Here is a 14,168-nt window from a genome sequence, read left to right on the forward strand (position 1 = left end):
ATTCGCCACGAGCTCTCTCCTGTGTAGAGATTCGAGCTATCAACTAATGTGACGAACTTGCGTTCCAGATGACTAGGGCGTGTACTCATTAATCGGGACGCCTTTAGACGTCCGCTATGCCCCGATAGCGGCGCGAAAGCGACGTCGCAGGACTTCCGCGTTGGGCCAATAGGCGACCTCGTTACTCTGTCTGTAACACGGACAATTGAACGTCCATCCCTGCCTCACCCGCAGCCGCAAAGAATCGGCGACTATCTTAGCGAGTTGGCCGTTTAATGGGCAGAATGACAACTGCCGATTGCAGCCTCAATAGCTGGTTTTGCCTGGCGCTTGTCGCGGCCTTCGGCTCTGCTGCCCCACTAGGCCGGCAAAGACCAGGGAGACGACTGCGATCGAGACGACGATGATCGCGCCTGAAAATGCGTAGATTGTCGGCGAGGCACCCGAATTCATCGCGCCGAACATATAAAGCGGAAGCGTGTTCTGGCGACCGGCCAGGTAGTAGGCGCGCGCCTGCTCGTTCAGTGAAAGCAGAAATGCAAAGACGAAGCTTGAGATGAGATTGGTGCGCATAAGCGGCAGGGTTATGTCGACGAAGGCCCGTATCGGCCCGGCGCCGAGGTCGCGGGCCGCCGCGATGGTGCTGGGCCTGACCGCTGAGAGGCCGATGAGCGAGACCACAGCGGCGAACGGCAGCGTCCACAGAAGATGTCCGATTGCTATGGTGACCCAAGATGGGGCGAGACCGACAACTCTCAGCGTCGCCGACAGACCGAGGCCCTCAATCGTACCCGGGACGAACATGGCCGAGAGAATGACGAGGAGGAATACGCCGCGCAGGCGCGCCATCGCCCGGTAGGCGAGCGCAGCAGACAGGCCGATCGGCGTCGCCAGTGCGGCTGTTGCGAGCCCAACCAGCGCGCTTTCCTTGAGAGCCCCGGCGAGGCGGCCATCGTCGAGCAGCGCAAAATACCATTTGAGGCTATAGCGGCTCGGCGGAACGAGTCCAAGCTGCGCGTCCGAGTTCAGCGATGCAAGCAGCAGGTACAGTACCGGCGCATACATGATTGCTAGGCTCAGCGCCGTGATAGTGGTGAACAAAAGCCGGCCGCCGCTGGTGCGTCCCCTGATGATTGCATCGAAGCTCATATGCCCAGGCTTTCGAACAGGCGCGACAGCCTGAGCGCGCGATTCGCGATGATGACGAGGACGGTGAGCAGAGTGATGACAACCGTAGCGATGGCGAAAGCGAGGGGGAAATTCACCACTCTCAGTACATCGTTGATCATGATGGAAATGGAAGAAGCACCAGCCCCTCCAAGAAGCTGGATCTCCATCGACGTGCCAACGGCGACGACGAATACGAACAAAAAGCCCGCCACGATTCCTGGCAGGACGAGCGGTAAGACGATGGTTGCGAGCACGGTCCAGAAACCTGCACCAAGGTCCTGGCTTGCACGAATCACGGAATGTTCGATCCGCGCGAATGCCAGCACAATGGGAATTATCGCGAATGGCAGATAGGCGGCGACCATCCCCAGCAGGACCGCAAAATCGGAGAACAAAAGCCATTCGACCGGAGTCTCCACAATTCCTAGGCTCATTAGCGCGTTGTTGATGACGCCCTGCCGACCAAGCACAAGGCGCCATGCAAAGGCGCGCACGAGACCGCTCGTGAAGAATGGAATGGTGAACAGTGCGAGGAGGAGCGCAGCCCGGCGTGGTCCGCTCAACAGACCGACGACCGCCGCGGCCGGAACTGCGAGCAGCGTGGAAGCCGTAGCGGTCAGTGCGGCGAGGCCCGCCGTGCGCAGAAAGACGGTTGCTCGTCCGTTCTCGAGGAGGGCCGCATACGACGCGAACGACCAGACGGGCTTGATCCAGTAGGTATCCGGATCGAAGCTCCAGAAACTCCAGGTCGCGATCAGTGCCAGTGGAATGAAGCCCACCCCAACAAAGACCGCGAGCGACGGGAGCGCGAGAAAGAAGCCCGCCGGCCGCCAGCGGGCGCCCACGCTTTCGCCGAGCCCCGGTTCGTGAGGCACTACGCGTTCCTCAATCTCTGCCACCATGTTTCGTAGAGCTGGAAATTGTCCGGCCGGGTGTTTTGCCAATAGATCTTGCCGGCAAACTTTTGCTTCACATGGTCGGCCAGTTTCCGGACGCCCGCCGGATCGAAAGCATTCGCATGAGCCGTCGCGTAGGCGACGTTGTTGTCGGTGGGAACGACGTAGCCGCGCAGCAGGCCGAGCTTGCAGCCGTAGAATCCCGAGAAAAGGGCATTGACCAACTGATGGGCCGCCTTTGTACGCCCGCGGACCACCGCGCTCTTCAGCAGGATGGTATTGTTAGCCCATCCCTCGTAGCCTTCCCTCGGCACGGCATAATAGCAATCGACACCCCGCATCCGCGCGGCGTAAACAATGGGTTCCCAGCCGGTCATCACCCAGACCTCCTGGTTGGCCAAGAGCTGGAGACCCTGTTCCCAACCGTTCCAGAACGTGCGGAACTGGCGGTCCCGCTTGTGCTTGATCAGGAATTCCATGACCAGCCCGAGCTCGTCAGCGGTCAGGTTGCCGGGCTCGGCAATCTTCGCATTCTCGGAGTTCTTCAGATAAATGGCGGTAAAGATGACGCTGTTGATCCAGGCGTCTTCCATGGCGGTCTTGCCCTTCAGCTTCGGATCAAAGATGGCGCCGTAGCTGTCGACGCTGCCAGCCTTGTCTCTTATGGCGATGATGGAATCGGCATTGATGACGGTCGGAATTCCGTAGGCTTTGCCATCGTGGGTCAGGTAGGGAATGTCCTTCGCCCACTGCCACACGCTCGCATAATTCGGGATTTGCGAAATGTCCCAGGGCGCAATCAGGCCGCGTCTCGCGAGTTCCTTTTCGCTGCCTCCCTGGAGCCCTGCGACATCATAAATGTCGTTTGCGTTGCCAGCCGCCAGCTTGGCAACGACCGGCCCCGGGTCATTGCCGTTATCGGTGAATTCGACTTTGACACCGCTGTCGTTTGCAAAGGTTCTCCAGCCGTCGTCGCCGATATCGAGCGTGCCGGTTGCCCAAAAATTGATCCCATCTAACGCTCGGGCGGCGCGCGGTAGGCCCAAACTTCCGACTGCCAACGCGCCAGCGCCAAGAACACCGTTCTGAACAAGCTGGCGGCGTGTTAACTGGGAGAATACGCCCGGTGGAGAGCCATTCCCGATGCTGTGCGCCATTGTCCAAGCTCCTCGGGAGCCTCCCGGCTTGATGCATATCATAGTTCAGGCGCCTTCGCAGAGGCGGCGCTGGGCGGATATCAGGGCTCGACCAGCGCGTCCGGTAGCAACAGCGGCTTCATGGGTTCCCACACAATCTCGATGCTGCTCCCTGATGCGGGTACCGCGACACCCGGATCTGCGGAGATGAGAAACTTGAGCGCTTGACCGTCAACCAAGCGGCTCTCAACCTCGACGTCTCGGCCCTTGTAGGCGGTGGAAATGACCGTGAGCGGCCCGAGATCACTTCGTTCTTTTGGGTGTGCGATTCTGATCCGCTCGGGTCGGAGGACCAGGACATAATCGTTCGCCGGGTCACGGCTGACGGGCGGTTCACAGCGGATATCTCGTCCGGCGACGCGCGCGTGCCAGTCGGCAATGCCGGAATCGACGCGCTCCGGCTTCAATATTGCGTCGAACCCAACGAACCGCGCGACGAAGGCATTGGCCGGTCGTTCGAAGACTTCGCGCGGCGTACCGATCTGTTCGATGCGGCCCGCTCGCAAAACGATAATTCGATCGCTTAGAGACAGAGCCTCATCCTGATTGTGAGTGACGGCAAGGATGGTCGCGCCGAGCCGTCGGTGCAGACGACTGATCTCGCCGCGCAGTTGCTGGCGCAATCGCTCATCGAGCCCCGTCAATGGCTCGTCGAGCAGAAGAACAGCAGGGTCGAGCACCAGCGCTCGGGCCAGCGCCACGCGTTGGCGCTGGCCTCCGGAAAGCTGGTGTATGCGGCGCCTCTCGTAGCCTTCAAGGGCAACGATAGCGAGCATCTCCGTCGTGCACTTGCGCCGCGTGGCCGGGTCGACGCCACGCACCTTGAGACCATAGGCGACGTTCTCGGCAACAGTCATGTGCGGAAACAGGCCGAGGTCCTGAAAGATCGTGTTGCATGGCCGCTTGTTGGGCGGAAGCGCCGTCATGTCCGTACCGGCGAAGAGAATACGGCCTGCGGTCGGCTGCAGGAAGCCTCCGATCATTTGCAATATCGTGCTTTTGCCAGAGCCAGAAGGCCCCAGCACCGTGACGAAGCTTCCCTCCGGCACCTCCAACGAAATGTCGGACACGACAGGCTTGTCGTAGACCTTGGTTACACGATCGAGCGCTATTGCGGCTGGCGAACTCATCCGGCCTCCTCGTTCGCCAGAAAACCGAAACAGTCAATGGCTAACGTTGCGCGCGAGTGCAGTATCCACCAAACCGACCGGCAGAACGAATTGGACGCGCGCGCCGGTCTTGCCGTCTGACGATGCCGAGAGTTGACCGCCGTGACGATGAACGATCATGCGGCAGATCGCGAGGCCCAATCCCATTCCATTCGCTTTGGTCGTGACGAATGCATCAAATATGTTGTTCAAACGTCCAGGATCAATCCCAGGTCCTGAATCCTCAACTGCGACCACGATTGTGTTGCGATCCCGAGGCTGTGTGCTCACCCGCAGCAGGCGTGTTTTATCCGTTGTGGTGGCCATGGCATCGATCGCATTGTGGACCAGGTTGAAGACCACCTGTCGCAACTGACCCTGATGCCCGTCGACCAGCGGCAGATCGGATGCAAGTTCGGTTTCGGTCGCGACGCCGTGATCCCTCAACTGTCCGTAAAGCGATTGTAGTACGCCACGTGCAATCTCGTTGACATCGACCGGTCCTCGGCTGTGATCGACCTTCTTAAACAGGGCACTGATGCTGTCGAAGACCTCGCTCGCGTGATGGCAGTCGGTGATGATCCGAGTCAGAATCGCCCGCAACTCGTCAAGATCGGGTGGCGTCATTTCAAGAAAGCTCATTGCCGCATCGCCGTTTGTCGCAATGGCCGTCAGGGGTTGGCGTACTTCGTGGGCGATGGACGCTGTGGCCGCCTCGACATTCAGCAGTTTGTTGTCTCGTTCGCGCTGCAGCGTCTCAACCGCCTCGCGCAGGGCGCGTTCGGTCCGTCGCAGGTCCGTTATGTCGGTCGAGATGCCGCAAATTCCCTGGACTTCGCCGGCGTCGGAAATCAGCGGCACCTTCTTGGACAGGAGCAACCGGTCACCTGCAGGTGTCTTCGACATTTCCTCGGATTCCGACAGCTTGCCCGTCATCATGGCGGCGACGTCATTGCTTCGATACTGCTGGGCGATTTCTATGGGAAACACGTCAAAGTCTGTTCTGCCGAGGCACTGCTCCCGAGTCACGTTGCACAGCATCTCCATGCCTCGGTTGAGGAAAGTGTAGCGACCATCTTTGCGTTTGGCGTAAATACTCGCGGCGCTGTTTTCGAGGACGGTGTGCAGGAGCAAATGGTTCTCTCGCAACGTCTCGTAGAGCGTTTCGATCCGCTGCCGCACGTCTGCAAAATGCTTGCGTGCTTTTGGCTTCGCGAGGTCTGCCTCAAGAGCATCAATCTCGCGCTTCAGTGCGGCGTAGTGCGCTTCAAATTCCGGTTGCGACATTGGGGTGCTCGGGCCAACCGGCTGTACGACCTCATATCGTAGCAGCCATCCGCGTCCACTTTGCGGCCGCCACGATGACGCTGATGCAGTAAGGCACGGATGCTACTACGATTTTGGCTGGTATTCAATCGCGTGCGGATCGGCACGGAGGCTTTGCTGATGGTAGGTCCGTACCAACACTCATCCGGCTTGCGAGCCTCCTGTGTGATTGGTTGTGCAGTGGCCGAAAGTTAGGCCGCAAGGCCCTTTGCGAAGAATGAATTTCTGCAACCGCGTGCCCCAAACGTGCAAAGCCGATTGATCTACAACCGCTGGTCCGCGGTGCGAGGGTGTTGGGCGGGTGCGAGGCGCCGATAGCAAATCCTGATAAGCCAGTGCTTTGCTTTGCGGCAGCTCTGGCCTCGTCGAGTCCCCAGTCTTGTGCAGACACCACCAGTGTTCTAAAACCACCCAGCAATGGCAAAAAAATCTCTCATTGCGATTGTCGATGACGATGAATCCATTCGCGTCTCGACGGCAAACCTCATTAGGGCGTTCGGATTCGCTGCCCGGGGTTTTGCGTCCGCTGAAGAGTTTCTGCAGTCGCCGGAACTTGGCGAAACGTCCTGCGTCATTTCTGATGTTCAGATGCCGGGCATCGACGGTCTCGAGTTGCAGACCCGACTGGCGTCCACACATCATCGAACGCCTGTCATCTTTATTACCGCTTTTCCGGATCTTCGAATCCAGGAGCGGGCGATCGCGGGTGGGGCGATCTGCTTTCTCAAGAAGCCTTTCGACGGAAAGACCCTCATTCAATGTGTCGATCGCGCCCTCAACCGGTCCAACAGTTGAGCGCATTTCTCGGGGGCGTTCTGGCGAGCCGAGCGCCACACTCAGCAAGCTTGCGCAATTTCACATGAATTACAGCAATAATCAGTCAGCGCTTGACCCGCAGCCGCGGCTAGTTGGGCGGAATGGTCAAAGACTTAGACAACGACGAATGGGGAAAGGCCATAGCTACGTCCAAGCTCGGCGTTCCAATCGCACCTCCGGAATCCAGCCCGGAATGAAGGCGCGAATTGATTGGATACGGTCGAGAGCAGCGGACCATTGATCTCCGTGATCTGCAATATCGATCTGAGCATACGCCCGCCCAGACGACGCCTTATACCGGTCGACTTGTAGCCCCAACGAGGCGTTCAGATCGGAACGTGAGAGAGCCACGTCCGGTATGCGAATTACGATGGTAAGCGGCGGCGTGTTTGGCATGATCCATTGTATTCTGGTTCTCGGCACGTCGGCAAAGTGTCACCAGCGGCAATGCGCTGACCGAGCGGAACATTTCCGCTTAGCCTTCAAGACCGGACTTCTGCGCGTTATGAGTACACGCCCTAGGTTAAGGTCGGCGTCGACCCGCTGACGTCGGAGAAACCATGTTCGCTCGAACCCTGCTTGCGGCCACCGTCCTGTTGATGCTCGCGCACCCGGCAATGGCGCAGGAGCCGCTCGCGACCTACAAATCCCTGAGTCCCGAGCTGGCGCTTGATCTGGCCCGGGCAGCGCTTGGCGATTGCAGATCACGCGGGTACCAGGTCGCCGTCGCGGTCGTCGATCGCTTCGGGGGAACGCAGGTGATCCTTCGTGACAGGTTCGCAGGCGCTCACACCGTTTCGACGGCCTCGGGCAAGGCGTGGACCGCAGCAACATTCCGTACCAGCACCACCGAACTGAATGCCGTCAGCCAACCTGGCATGATGCAGGCATCCGCAATCTCCCCGGCGTGGTCATCATAGGTGGCGGATTGATTGTCGAAGCGGGCGGTTCGCTGGTCGGAGCCGTCGGTGTGTCCGGGGCGCCTGGCGGCGATGCCGACGAAGCCTGCGCCAGGGCCGGAATCGACGCCATACGCGACAAGCTGGAGTTTTAGGGCCGCCTTGCCCGCCTCAGCGTCGAAAAAGCCGCTAGCGCCGCATCAGCGAGTCTGAGCCCTTGCGCGCGTGAGCATGAGGGCTTCGGCAACCGGTCGAAGCCCTCGATGCGCCGTGGCGATGAGCACGCGCCTAGATCCCCAAAAGCTTGCGCGCGTTGGCCTTCAGCACCTTCGGCCGGATCTCGTCGCGGATGTCGATCTTGGCGAAATCCGACAGCCAGCGATCCGGCGTGATCACCGGCCAGTCCGAGCCGAACAACATCTTGTCCTGCAGGATCGAGTTGATGTAGCGCACCAGGATCGGCGGGAAGTACTTTGGCGACCAGCCCGACAGGTCGATATAAACGTTCGGCTTGTGGGTCGCGACCGACAACGCCTCTTCCTGCCAGGGGAAGGAGGGGTGGGCGAGGATGATCTTGAGATCGGGGAAATCCGCCGCGACGTCGTCCATGTACATCGGGTTGGAATATTTCAGCCGCATGCCCATGCCGCCGGGCATGCCCGAGCCGACGCCGGTCTGGCCGGTGTGGAACAGCGCGATCGCGCCGCCATTGTTGATCTCTTCGTAGAGCGGATAGGCCATGCGGTCGTTGGCATAGAAGCCCTGCATGGTCGGATGGAATTTGAAGCCGCGCACCCCGTATTCCTCGATCAGCTTGCGCGCCTCGCGGGCGCCCAGCTTGCCCTTGTGCGGGTCGATCGAGACGAAGGGAATGAGGACGTCGAGATGGTCGGAGGCGACCTCCAGCATCTCGTAATTGTTGTAGCGGCGGAAACCGGTCTCGCGCTCGGCATCGACCGGGAAGATCACGGCGGCGATGTTCTTGGAGCGGTAGTAGGCCGCGGTCTCCGGCACCGTCGGCGGATGCTTGTTCGGCGACTTGAAGTACTCCGCCATCTGCGCCTGGAAGTCGTCATAGCCGTCGTCCGCGTGACAGCCACAGGGCTCTTCGGCGTGGGTGTGGATGTCGATCGCGACGACATCGTCGATATTGGGCAGCTTCAGCTTCGGCATTGGTTTCCTCCCGACGGGTTGCCAAATTGATTATATGATATAACGAATTTGGCAAGGCATGGCCGTAGCTTATCGATCTTGGGGATCGGGCCGATCCGGCCGCTTCTACTGTGCATGGGGTTGTTTTCGCGAATTTGCTGGTTCGGAACCCGGCGGTTAACATTGACATCCCCTCCCGCGATGCCTTAAGAACCGCCCCGTCCCGGGCGGTCGTCCGCCAGCGGGAAAAATCTCATTTTGCCACATTCGCGCGTGCCGAAACGGTAGTGCCGAACACGGCCTTTCGAACGTTCAGGATTCTGCCATGAAGGTCCGTAACTCGCTGAAATCGCTGCGCGGTCGCCATCGCGCCAACCGCCTGGTCCGCCGCAAGGGCCGGGTCTATGTGATCAACAAGGTGCAGCGCCGCTTCAAGGCTCGCCAGGGCTGATTTCGCCCTGCCGGACGCCCCGCGCGCCCCGCAAGACCACGGTCTCACACGAGTTTGACGCCGCCTTTGCTTTGCAAGGGCGGCTTTGCGCGTCTAGACTTCGGTCATGGCAGCGAGATTCCTGGCAGTGAGATTCCCTTTCGCACGCACCCTGTGTCTGGCCCTTGCTCTGGGAACCGCCGGCCTCGCTCCGGCCGCGGCGCAGCAAGTTGAGCCGCCGCCCCCTCCCGGCAAGCAGAAGAAGCTTCCCGAAGCGCCGGCCAAGCTGCCCAAGGTCGATCGCAGCAAAAATCTCGATTTCCTGTTCGGTGCGCTGAAGGCCGCGCCCGACGATGCCAGCGCCAAGCATGTCGAGGCGCGGATCTGGGCGATCTGGCTCCAGACCCCGAGCGACACCGCCTCGCTGCTGATGGCGCGGGCCAAGACCGCCGTCGATGCCCAGAAGATCGACGTCGCGATCAAGCTGCTGGATTCGGTCATCAAGCTGCGGCCCGACTACATCGAGGCCTGGAACCGGCGCGCCACGCTCTACTACATGCAGAACGATTACGGCCGCTCGCTCGCCGACATCCAGCAAGTGCTGATCCGCGAACCCCGCCATTTCGGCGCGCTCGCGGGGCTCGGCATGATCATGCAGGAGGTCGGCGACGAGAAGCGCGCGCTCGAGGCCTATCGCAAGGCGCTCGCCGTCAATCCGCACCTCGAGAAGATCCCCGATCAGGTCAAGTCGCTGACCGAGAAGGTCGAAGGCCGCGACATCTAGAGCACGATCCGGACCCGAAGGGCCGCGCCAGCGTAACGGGATAGTTTGAACATTTCCCGAGCGATTGCGGCGCACGCGGATTAACCACGATCATACGCGTCGCATGAGCTGGGGTATCGTCCATGCGGCCGCAGGCCTACCTGCATGGCAGGAGCAAAGCCATGAAGCGTTTGATTTTTGCGGGTAGCTTGCTGCTCGCGTCGGGAACGGTGAGTCTCGCCGACGGACTGTTCTGGGTGGTCGGCAACCGCGCCACCGGCAGATGCAACATCGTGACCAGCAATCCGGTCATCATCGGCGACATCTGGTTCGGCGATGGTCCCTACAAGTCCATGGCCGACGCCAAGCTTGCCCGCTCGACCATCCGCGCCTGTCCCGCGGTCAACCCCGACGACGAAAAGAACGAGGACAAGACGGACTAGAGTCTGGCCCGCCTAGTGCAGGACGCTGCCGCCGCGCTCTGCGAGGCCGCGATCAGCTGCTGCGGCGTAAGCCTTGGCGAGCTCCGTCTCGAGATGCTCGTTGATCAGGAGCAGCGCCCGCACGGCACCGCGCAGGTCACCGTTGCAGCTCGCGACGATCTCGTCGATTGCAGTGTCGTTCGATCTCAAGCTCATCGAAAAATCCTCCGGTTCAAACCAGGACAAATCTTGCCGGTCTTTCCCGCATCTCCTGAGGCTGCGAGGAGGATCGGCGCCCACCCGCGCCTAAATGGCGGAACCGACCATGGCGATTATATGGAAGCCGCGATGACGACCGCATGAAGCTGGTTCGAAGCTTGCGTGCCATCAGGAACATCATTGATTCTATTGAGTTTTTCCGACCCTCAATTATGCACATATCCACAGCCCCTCATTTCCGGTGGAAGTGCTGAGGCGGCTGGGGCGAAACTGCCGCGTGCCACGCCCGTAATCACCAAGTGGCTTATGACCGAGTGCCCAGGATCGTCCGGATTCTCTCCATGATCGTGATGACAGTCGTGACGGCGCTGGTTCTGCTGGCGCTGGTCACGCAGGCCGGAATCGTCGCCGTGCAACGCGCCTTTCCACCTCAGGGCCGGATGATCGAGGTCGATGGCGCGACGCTCCACGTCGTCGACATCGGCCCGCGCGATTCGGGCCTGCCGATCGTGATGCTGCACGGCGCGAGCTCCAATCTCGAGGCGATGCGGCGCCCGCTCGGCGATCTCCTGGCAAAAGACCATCGCGTCATCCTGATCGACCGTCCCGGTCATGGCTGGAGCACGCGCGCGCGGCGGCAGGATTCGACGCCGCAGATCCAGGCGCGGATGATCGACGAGGCGCTCGGCAAGCTCGGAATCGATCGTGCGGTCTTCGTCGTGCATTCCTGGAGCGGGGCGCTCGGCGCGCGCCTCGCGCTCGATCATCCGGGCCGCGTCGCCGGCCTCGTGATGCTGGCGCCCGTCACCCATCCCTGGCGCGGCGGCGTCGGCCGCTACAACGAGCTCATCGCAACGCCCGTGATCGGCCCGCTGCTCGCCTACACCATCACGCTGCCGCTCGGCTACGTCGTCGCCGAGTCCGGGGCGCGCAACGTGTTTCTGCCGCAGACCATGCCCGATGGTTTCGTGCAGGACTCCGCGACGCCGCTGCTGCTGCGGCCGCGCGAGTTCATCGCCAATGCCTATGATCTGGTGACGTTGAAGGGAGCCGTCGCCGCGCAAGTCGCGCGCTATGGCGAGATCAAGGCGCCGGTCACCATCATCGCCGGCGAGCCCGACAAGACGGTGAAGACCAGCATCCACGCGCGACCGTTCGCCGCGACCGTACAGAATGCGAAGCTGATCGTGCTGCCCGATCTCGGCCACATGGTGCAGAACGCGGTGCCGGATCTGGTGAAGACGGAGATCGAGACGATGATCGATACAATCGTCCCGGCGCAGGCGGCCGCCGATTAAAGCGTTTTCGAGCGAAGTGGATACCGGTTCGCGTGAAGAAAACGCGTCAAAACAAGAAGCCTGAGCTTCGGTTCTGATTCAGTCGGAACCGAAGCTCTGGCGGCCGCCTCTCGCGCGCTTACTGCTTGATCTTCCCGTCCTTGTCGAACTGCGAGATGAAGGTCCAGAGATTGTTGATCTCGGTCTCGTTCTTGATGCCGGCGAATGCCATCTTGGTGCCGGGGATCTTGGCCTTCGGATCCTTGATGTACTCCTTGAACGTGGCTTCGTCCCAGGTGATGCCGGAATTCTTGTTCGCGTCCGAATAGCTGTAGTCCGGGGCGCTGCCCGACTTGCGGCCGTTGATGCCGTTGAGCTCGGGGCCGACCTTGTTCTTGGCGCCTTCGCCGATCGCGTGGCAGGCCAGGCATTTGTTGAACGACGTCTTGCCGGCCGCGACATCCTGCGCCATCGCGGCGGGTGCGGTGGCAGTCACGGTGAGGGCAACCAGCGCGGCGAAAGTCAATTTTGTCATAGGATGCTCTTCGTCTCTTCCCGGGTCAGATTGAGGGTCGTGGTTTTGGCAGGTCCGCTGCAAGGGGACAAGCCGCGAAATCTTGACAGGTTTCGTGGTAGCAGACTTGCCCCAGAGAGAACTTGCGCTGCAACAAAGCAATGGGACCTTCGGAGGACCTACCCAAGAGCGGGCAGACGTGATTGATTTGGCGGAACAAATTCCAATGCCGGACGAAGGTTTCGTAACATGGCCATCATGATGCCCGCGAGCGATCAGGCGGTGCTGGCGCGTCGCAGCGAGATCGTCGCCGCCTTGCGCGCGATCGTATCAGGCGAGGGCGTGATCGACAGCGCCGCCGAGATGCGGGCCTATGAATCCGACGGGCTGACCGCCTATCGGCAGCCGCCGATGGTCGTGGTGCTGCCCGATACGACCGAGCAGGTCGCGCTCGTCCTGAAATATTGTGCCGCCCAAGGCATCAAGGTGGTGCCGCGCGGCTCCGGCACGTCGCTCTCAGGCGGCGCGCTGCCGCTCGAAGACGGCGTGCTGCTCGGGCTCGGCAAGTTCAAGCGCATCCGCGAGATCGATTTCGACAACCGCGTCGTCGTCACCGAGCCCGGTGTCACCAATCTCGCGATCAGCCAGGCGGTCGCGCATGCCGGCTTCTATTACGCGCCCGATCCGTCGTCGCAGATCGCCTGCTCGATCGGCGGCAATGTCGCGGAAAATTCCGGCGGCGTGCACTGCCTCAAATACGGCATGACCACCAACAACGTGCTGGGCTGCGAGATCGTGCTGATGAGCGGCGAGATCCTGCGGATCGGCGGCAAGGGGTGCGAGAACGCCGGCTACGACCTGATGGGCGTCATCACCGGCTCCGAAGGCCTGCTCGGCGTCATCACCGAGATCACGGTGCGCATCCTGCAAAAGCCGGAGACGGCGCGCGCGCTGATGGTCGGCTTCGCACAGGTCGAGGCGGCCGGCGAATGCGTGGCGCGCATCATCGGCGCCGGCATCATTCCCGGCGGCATGGAGATGATGGACAAGCCGGCGATCCACGCCGCGGAAGCCTTCGTCCATGCCGGCTATCCGCTCGATGTCGAGGCGCTGCTCATCATCGAGCTCGACGGTCCCAAGATCGAGGTCGACGAGCTGATCACGCGGGTCGAGACCATCGCGAACGCCTGCGGCTCGACCACCTGCCAGATCTCGACATCTGAGGCCGAGCGCAATCTGTTCTGGGCCGGCCGCAAAGCTGCGTTCCCCGCCGTCGGCCGCATCTCGCCCGACTATCTCTGCATGGACGGCACCATTCCCCGCGGCGCGCTGCCGAAGGCGCTGGCGCGCATCCGCGAGCTCTCGGAGAAATACCAGCTCGGCTGCGCCAACGTGTTCCACGCCGGCGACGGCAATCTGCACCCGCTGATCCTCTACGATGCCAACAAGCCCGGCGAGATCGAGCGGGCCGAGGCCTTCGGCGCCGACATCCTGCGCGCCTGCGTCGAGTTCGGTGGCGTGCTCACCGGTGAGCACGGCGTCGGAATCGAGAAGCGCGACCTGATGGGCGAGATGTTCAGCGAGATCGACCTCAACCAGCAGCAGCGGCTGAAATGCGCCTTCGATGCGCAGGGCCTGCTCAACCCCGGCAAGGTGTTTCCGACCCTGCATCGCTGCGCCGAGCTCGGCCGCATGCATGTGCACGCGGGCAAGCTGGCGTTCCCGGATATTCCGCGGTTCTGAAGGCAGCGGTGACGGTGCACCCTCTCCCCTTGCGGGAGAGGGTGGCTCGCCGCAGAGCGGCGAGACGGGTGAGGGGTATCTCTCCGCGCAAACCGCTTGCAGTTGAGTTCGCTGAAGCGACCCCTCATCCGGCGCCACAGCCGAAGCTTCGCTTCGGCGTCCTTAAGAACGGTTGCCGAAGGCAACCTATGCCACCT

14 protein-coding genes and 1 pseudogene are annotated in these 14,168 nt (G+C 61.4%); 7 read left to right on the forward strand and 8 right to left on the reverse strand.

Annotated features, from left to right (window positions below; all coding sequences use genetic code 11):
• Positions 1-306: 306 nt before the first annotated feature.
• The 5 genes from XI08_RS11015 to XI08_RS11035 form a co-directional block, all read right to left on the reverse strand.
• Positions 307-1,149, reverse strand: coding sequence for an ABC transporter permease (locus XI08_RS11015; protein WP_271574411.1), 843 nt, complete (start codon positions 1,147-1,149; stop codon positions 307-309).
• Positions 1,146-2,045, reverse strand: a complete 900-nt coding sequence (locus XI08_RS11020) for an ABC transporter permease (RefSeq protein WP_271574412.1) — start codon at positions 2,043-2,045, stop codon at positions 1,146-1,148. Before XI08_RS11020 ends, XI08_RS11015 begins: the two co-directional genes overlap by 4 nt.
• Positions 2,045-3,223 carry an ABC transporter substrate-binding protein gene (locus XI08_RS11025; protein WP_271574413.1) on the reverse strand — a complete coding sequence of 393 codons (1,179 nt, stop codon included), beginning with the start codon at positions 3,221-3,223 and terminating at the stop codon, positions 2,045-2,047. Before XI08_RS11025 ends, XI08_RS11020 begins: the two co-directional genes overlap by 1 nt.
• Positions 3,224-3,303: 80 nt before the next feature.
• Positions 3,304-4,392: an ABC transporter ATP-binding protein gene (locus XI08_RS11030; RefSeq protein ID WP_271574414.1), complete on the reverse strand. Its 1,089-nt coding sequence runs from the start codon at positions 4,390-4,392 to the stop codon at positions 3,304-3,306.
• Positions 4,393-4,425: 33 nt separating this feature from the next.
• Positions 4,426-5,697 (reverse strand): PAS domain-containing sensor histidine kinase, encoded by a 1,272-nt coding sequence (locus tag XI08_RS11035; RefSeq protein ID WP_271574415.1) that lies wholly within the window; start codon positions 5,695-5,697, stop codon positions 4,426-4,428.
• 456 nt (positions 5,698-6,153) lie between these two features.
• Between XI08_RS11035 and XI08_RS11040 the strand changes: the two genes are divergently transcribed.
• Positions 6,154-6,531, forward strand: coding sequence for a response regulator transcription factor (locus XI08_RS11040; RefSeq protein ID WP_271574416.1), 378 nt, complete (start codon positions 6,154-6,156; stop codon positions 6,529-6,531).
• Positions 6,532-7,112: 581 nt separating this feature from the next.
• A pseudogene (locus tag XI08_RS11045) lies at positions 7,113-7,606 on the forward strand (GlcG/HbpS family heme-binding protein).
• A gap of 133 nt (positions 7,607-7,739) precedes the next feature.
• Here the strand turns inward: XI08_RS11045 and XI08_RS11050 are convergent.
• The gene (locus XI08_RS11050; RefSeq protein ID WP_011090280.1) at positions 7,740-8,624 is read right to left on the reverse strand and encodes a 4-hydroxyphenyl-beta-ketoacyl-CoA hydrolase; all 885 of its coding nucleotides are present in this window, start codon (positions 8,622-8,624) and stop codon (positions 7,740-7,742) included.
• A gap of 304 nt (positions 8,625-8,928) precedes the next feature.
• Here XI08_RS11050 and ykgO point away from each other — a divergent pair, with 304 nt between their 5' ends.
• The 3 genes from ykgO (at position 8,929) to XI08_RS11065 (ending at position 10,239) form a co-directional block, all read left to right on the forward strand.
• Complete coding sequence (gene ykgO, locus XI08_RS11055; RefSeq protein WP_006611362.1) at positions 8,929-9,054, forward strand: type B 50S ribosomal protein L36; 126 nt, start codon at positions 8,929-8,931, stop codon at positions 9,052-9,054.
• A gap of 121 nt (positions 9,055-9,175) precedes the next feature.
• A complete protein-coding gene (locus XI08_RS11060; protein WP_271574420.1) occupies positions 9,176-9,817 on the forward strand; it encodes a tetratricopeptide repeat protein in 642 nt (213 codons plus the stop codon).
• 161 nt (positions 9,818-9,978) lie between these two features.
• Complete coding sequence (locus XI08_RS11065) at positions 9,979-10,239, forward strand: hypothetical protein (RefSeq protein ID WP_271574417.1); 261 nt, start codon at positions 9,979-9,981, stop codon at positions 10,237-10,239.
• A gap of 12 nt (positions 10,240-10,251) precedes the next feature.
• Here XI08_RS11065 and XI08_RS11070 read toward each other — a convergent pair whose 3' ends face one another.
• Positions 10,252-10,434: a hypothetical protein gene (locus tag XI08_RS11070; RefSeq protein ID WP_027546063.1), complete on the reverse strand. Its 183-nt coding sequence runs from the start codon at positions 10,432-10,434 to the stop codon at positions 10,252-10,254.
• Positions 10,435-10,778: 344 nt separating this feature from the next.
• On the opposite strand from XI08_RS11070, the gene XI08_RS11075 reads away from it, so the two are divergent.
• Positions 10,779-11,735, forward strand: coding sequence for an alpha/beta fold hydrolase (locus tag XI08_RS11075; protein WP_271574418.1), 957 nt, complete (start codon positions 10,779-10,781; stop codon positions 11,733-11,735).
• A gap of 118 nt (positions 11,736-11,853) precedes the next feature.
• Here XI08_RS11075 and cycA read toward each other — a convergent pair whose 3' ends face one another.
• Positions 11,854-12,249 (reverse strand): cytochrome c-550 CycA, encoded by a 396-nt coding sequence (gene cycA, locus XI08_RS11080; protein ID WP_135176469.1) that lies wholly within the window; start codon positions 12,247-12,249, stop codon positions 11,854-11,856.
• A gap of 228 nt (positions 12,250-12,477) precedes the next feature.
• On the opposite strand from cycA, the gene XI08_RS11085 reads away from it, so the two are divergent.
• Positions 12,478-13,971: an FAD-linked oxidase C-terminal domain-containing protein gene (locus XI08_RS11085; protein WP_271574419.1), complete on the forward strand. Its 1,494-nt coding sequence runs from the start codon at positions 12,478-12,480 to the stop codon at positions 13,969-13,971.
• Positions 13,972-14,168: the final 197 nt, after the last annotated feature.

The sequence above is a fragment of the Bradyrhizobium sp. CCBAU 11361 genome (genome assembly GCF_028128935.1).
Classification (GTDB): Bacteria; Pseudomonadota; Alphaproteobacteria; order Rhizobiales; family Xanthobacteraceae; genus Bradyrhizobium; species Bradyrhizobium niftali.

Excerpts from the sequence above, each read along its gene's own strand:
- cycA (WP_135176469.1), bottom strand. The coding sequence starts at position 12,249 with ATGACAAAATTGACTTTCGCCGCGCTGGTTGCCCTCACCGTGACTGCC.
- XI08_RS11015 (WP_271574411.1), bottom strand. The coding sequence starts at position 1,149 with ATGAGCTTCGATGCAATCATCAGGGGACGCACCAGCGGCGGCCGGCTT.
- ykgO (WP_006611362.1), top strand. The coding sequence starts at position 8,929 with ATGAAGGTCCGTAACTCGCTGAAATCGCTGCGCGGTCGCCATCGCGCC.
- XI08_RS11035 (WP_271574415.1), bottom strand. The coding sequence starts at position 5,697 with ATGTCGCAACCGGAATTTGAAGCGCACTACGCCGCACTGAAGCGCGAG.
- XI08_RS11025 (WP_271574413.1), bottom strand. The coding sequence starts at position 3,223 with ATGGCGCACAGCATCGGGAATGGCTCTCCACCGGGCGTATTCTCCCAG.
- XI08_RS11070 (WP_027546063.1), bottom strand. The coding sequence starts at position 10,434 with ATGAGCTTGAGATCGAACGACACTGCAATCGACGAGATCGTCGCGAGC.
- XI08_RS11040 (WP_271574416.1), top strand. The coding sequence starts at position 6,154 with ATGGCAAAAAAATCTCTCATTGCGATTGTCGATGACGATGAATCCATT.
- XI08_RS11065 (WP_271574417.1), top strand. The coding sequence starts at position 9,979 with ATGAAGCGTTTGATTTTTGCGGGTAGCTTGCTGCTCGCGTCGGGAACG.
- XI08_RS11050 (WP_011090280.1), bottom strand. The coding sequence starts at position 8,624 with ATGCCGAAGCTGAAGCTGCCCAATATCGACGATGTCGTCGCGATCGAC.
- XI08_RS11075 (WP_271574418.1), top strand. The coding sequence starts at position 10,779 with ATGATCGTGATGACAGTCGTGACGGCGCTGGTTCTGCTGGCGCTGGTC.
- XI08_RS11085 (WP_271574419.1), top strand. The coding sequence starts at position 12,478 with ATGGCCATCATGATGCCCGCGAGCGATCAGGCGGTGCTGGCGCGTCGC.
- XI08_RS11030 (WP_271574414.1), bottom strand. The coding sequence starts at position 4,392 with ATGAGTTCGCCAGCCGCAATAGCGCTCGATCGTGTAACCAAGGTCTAC.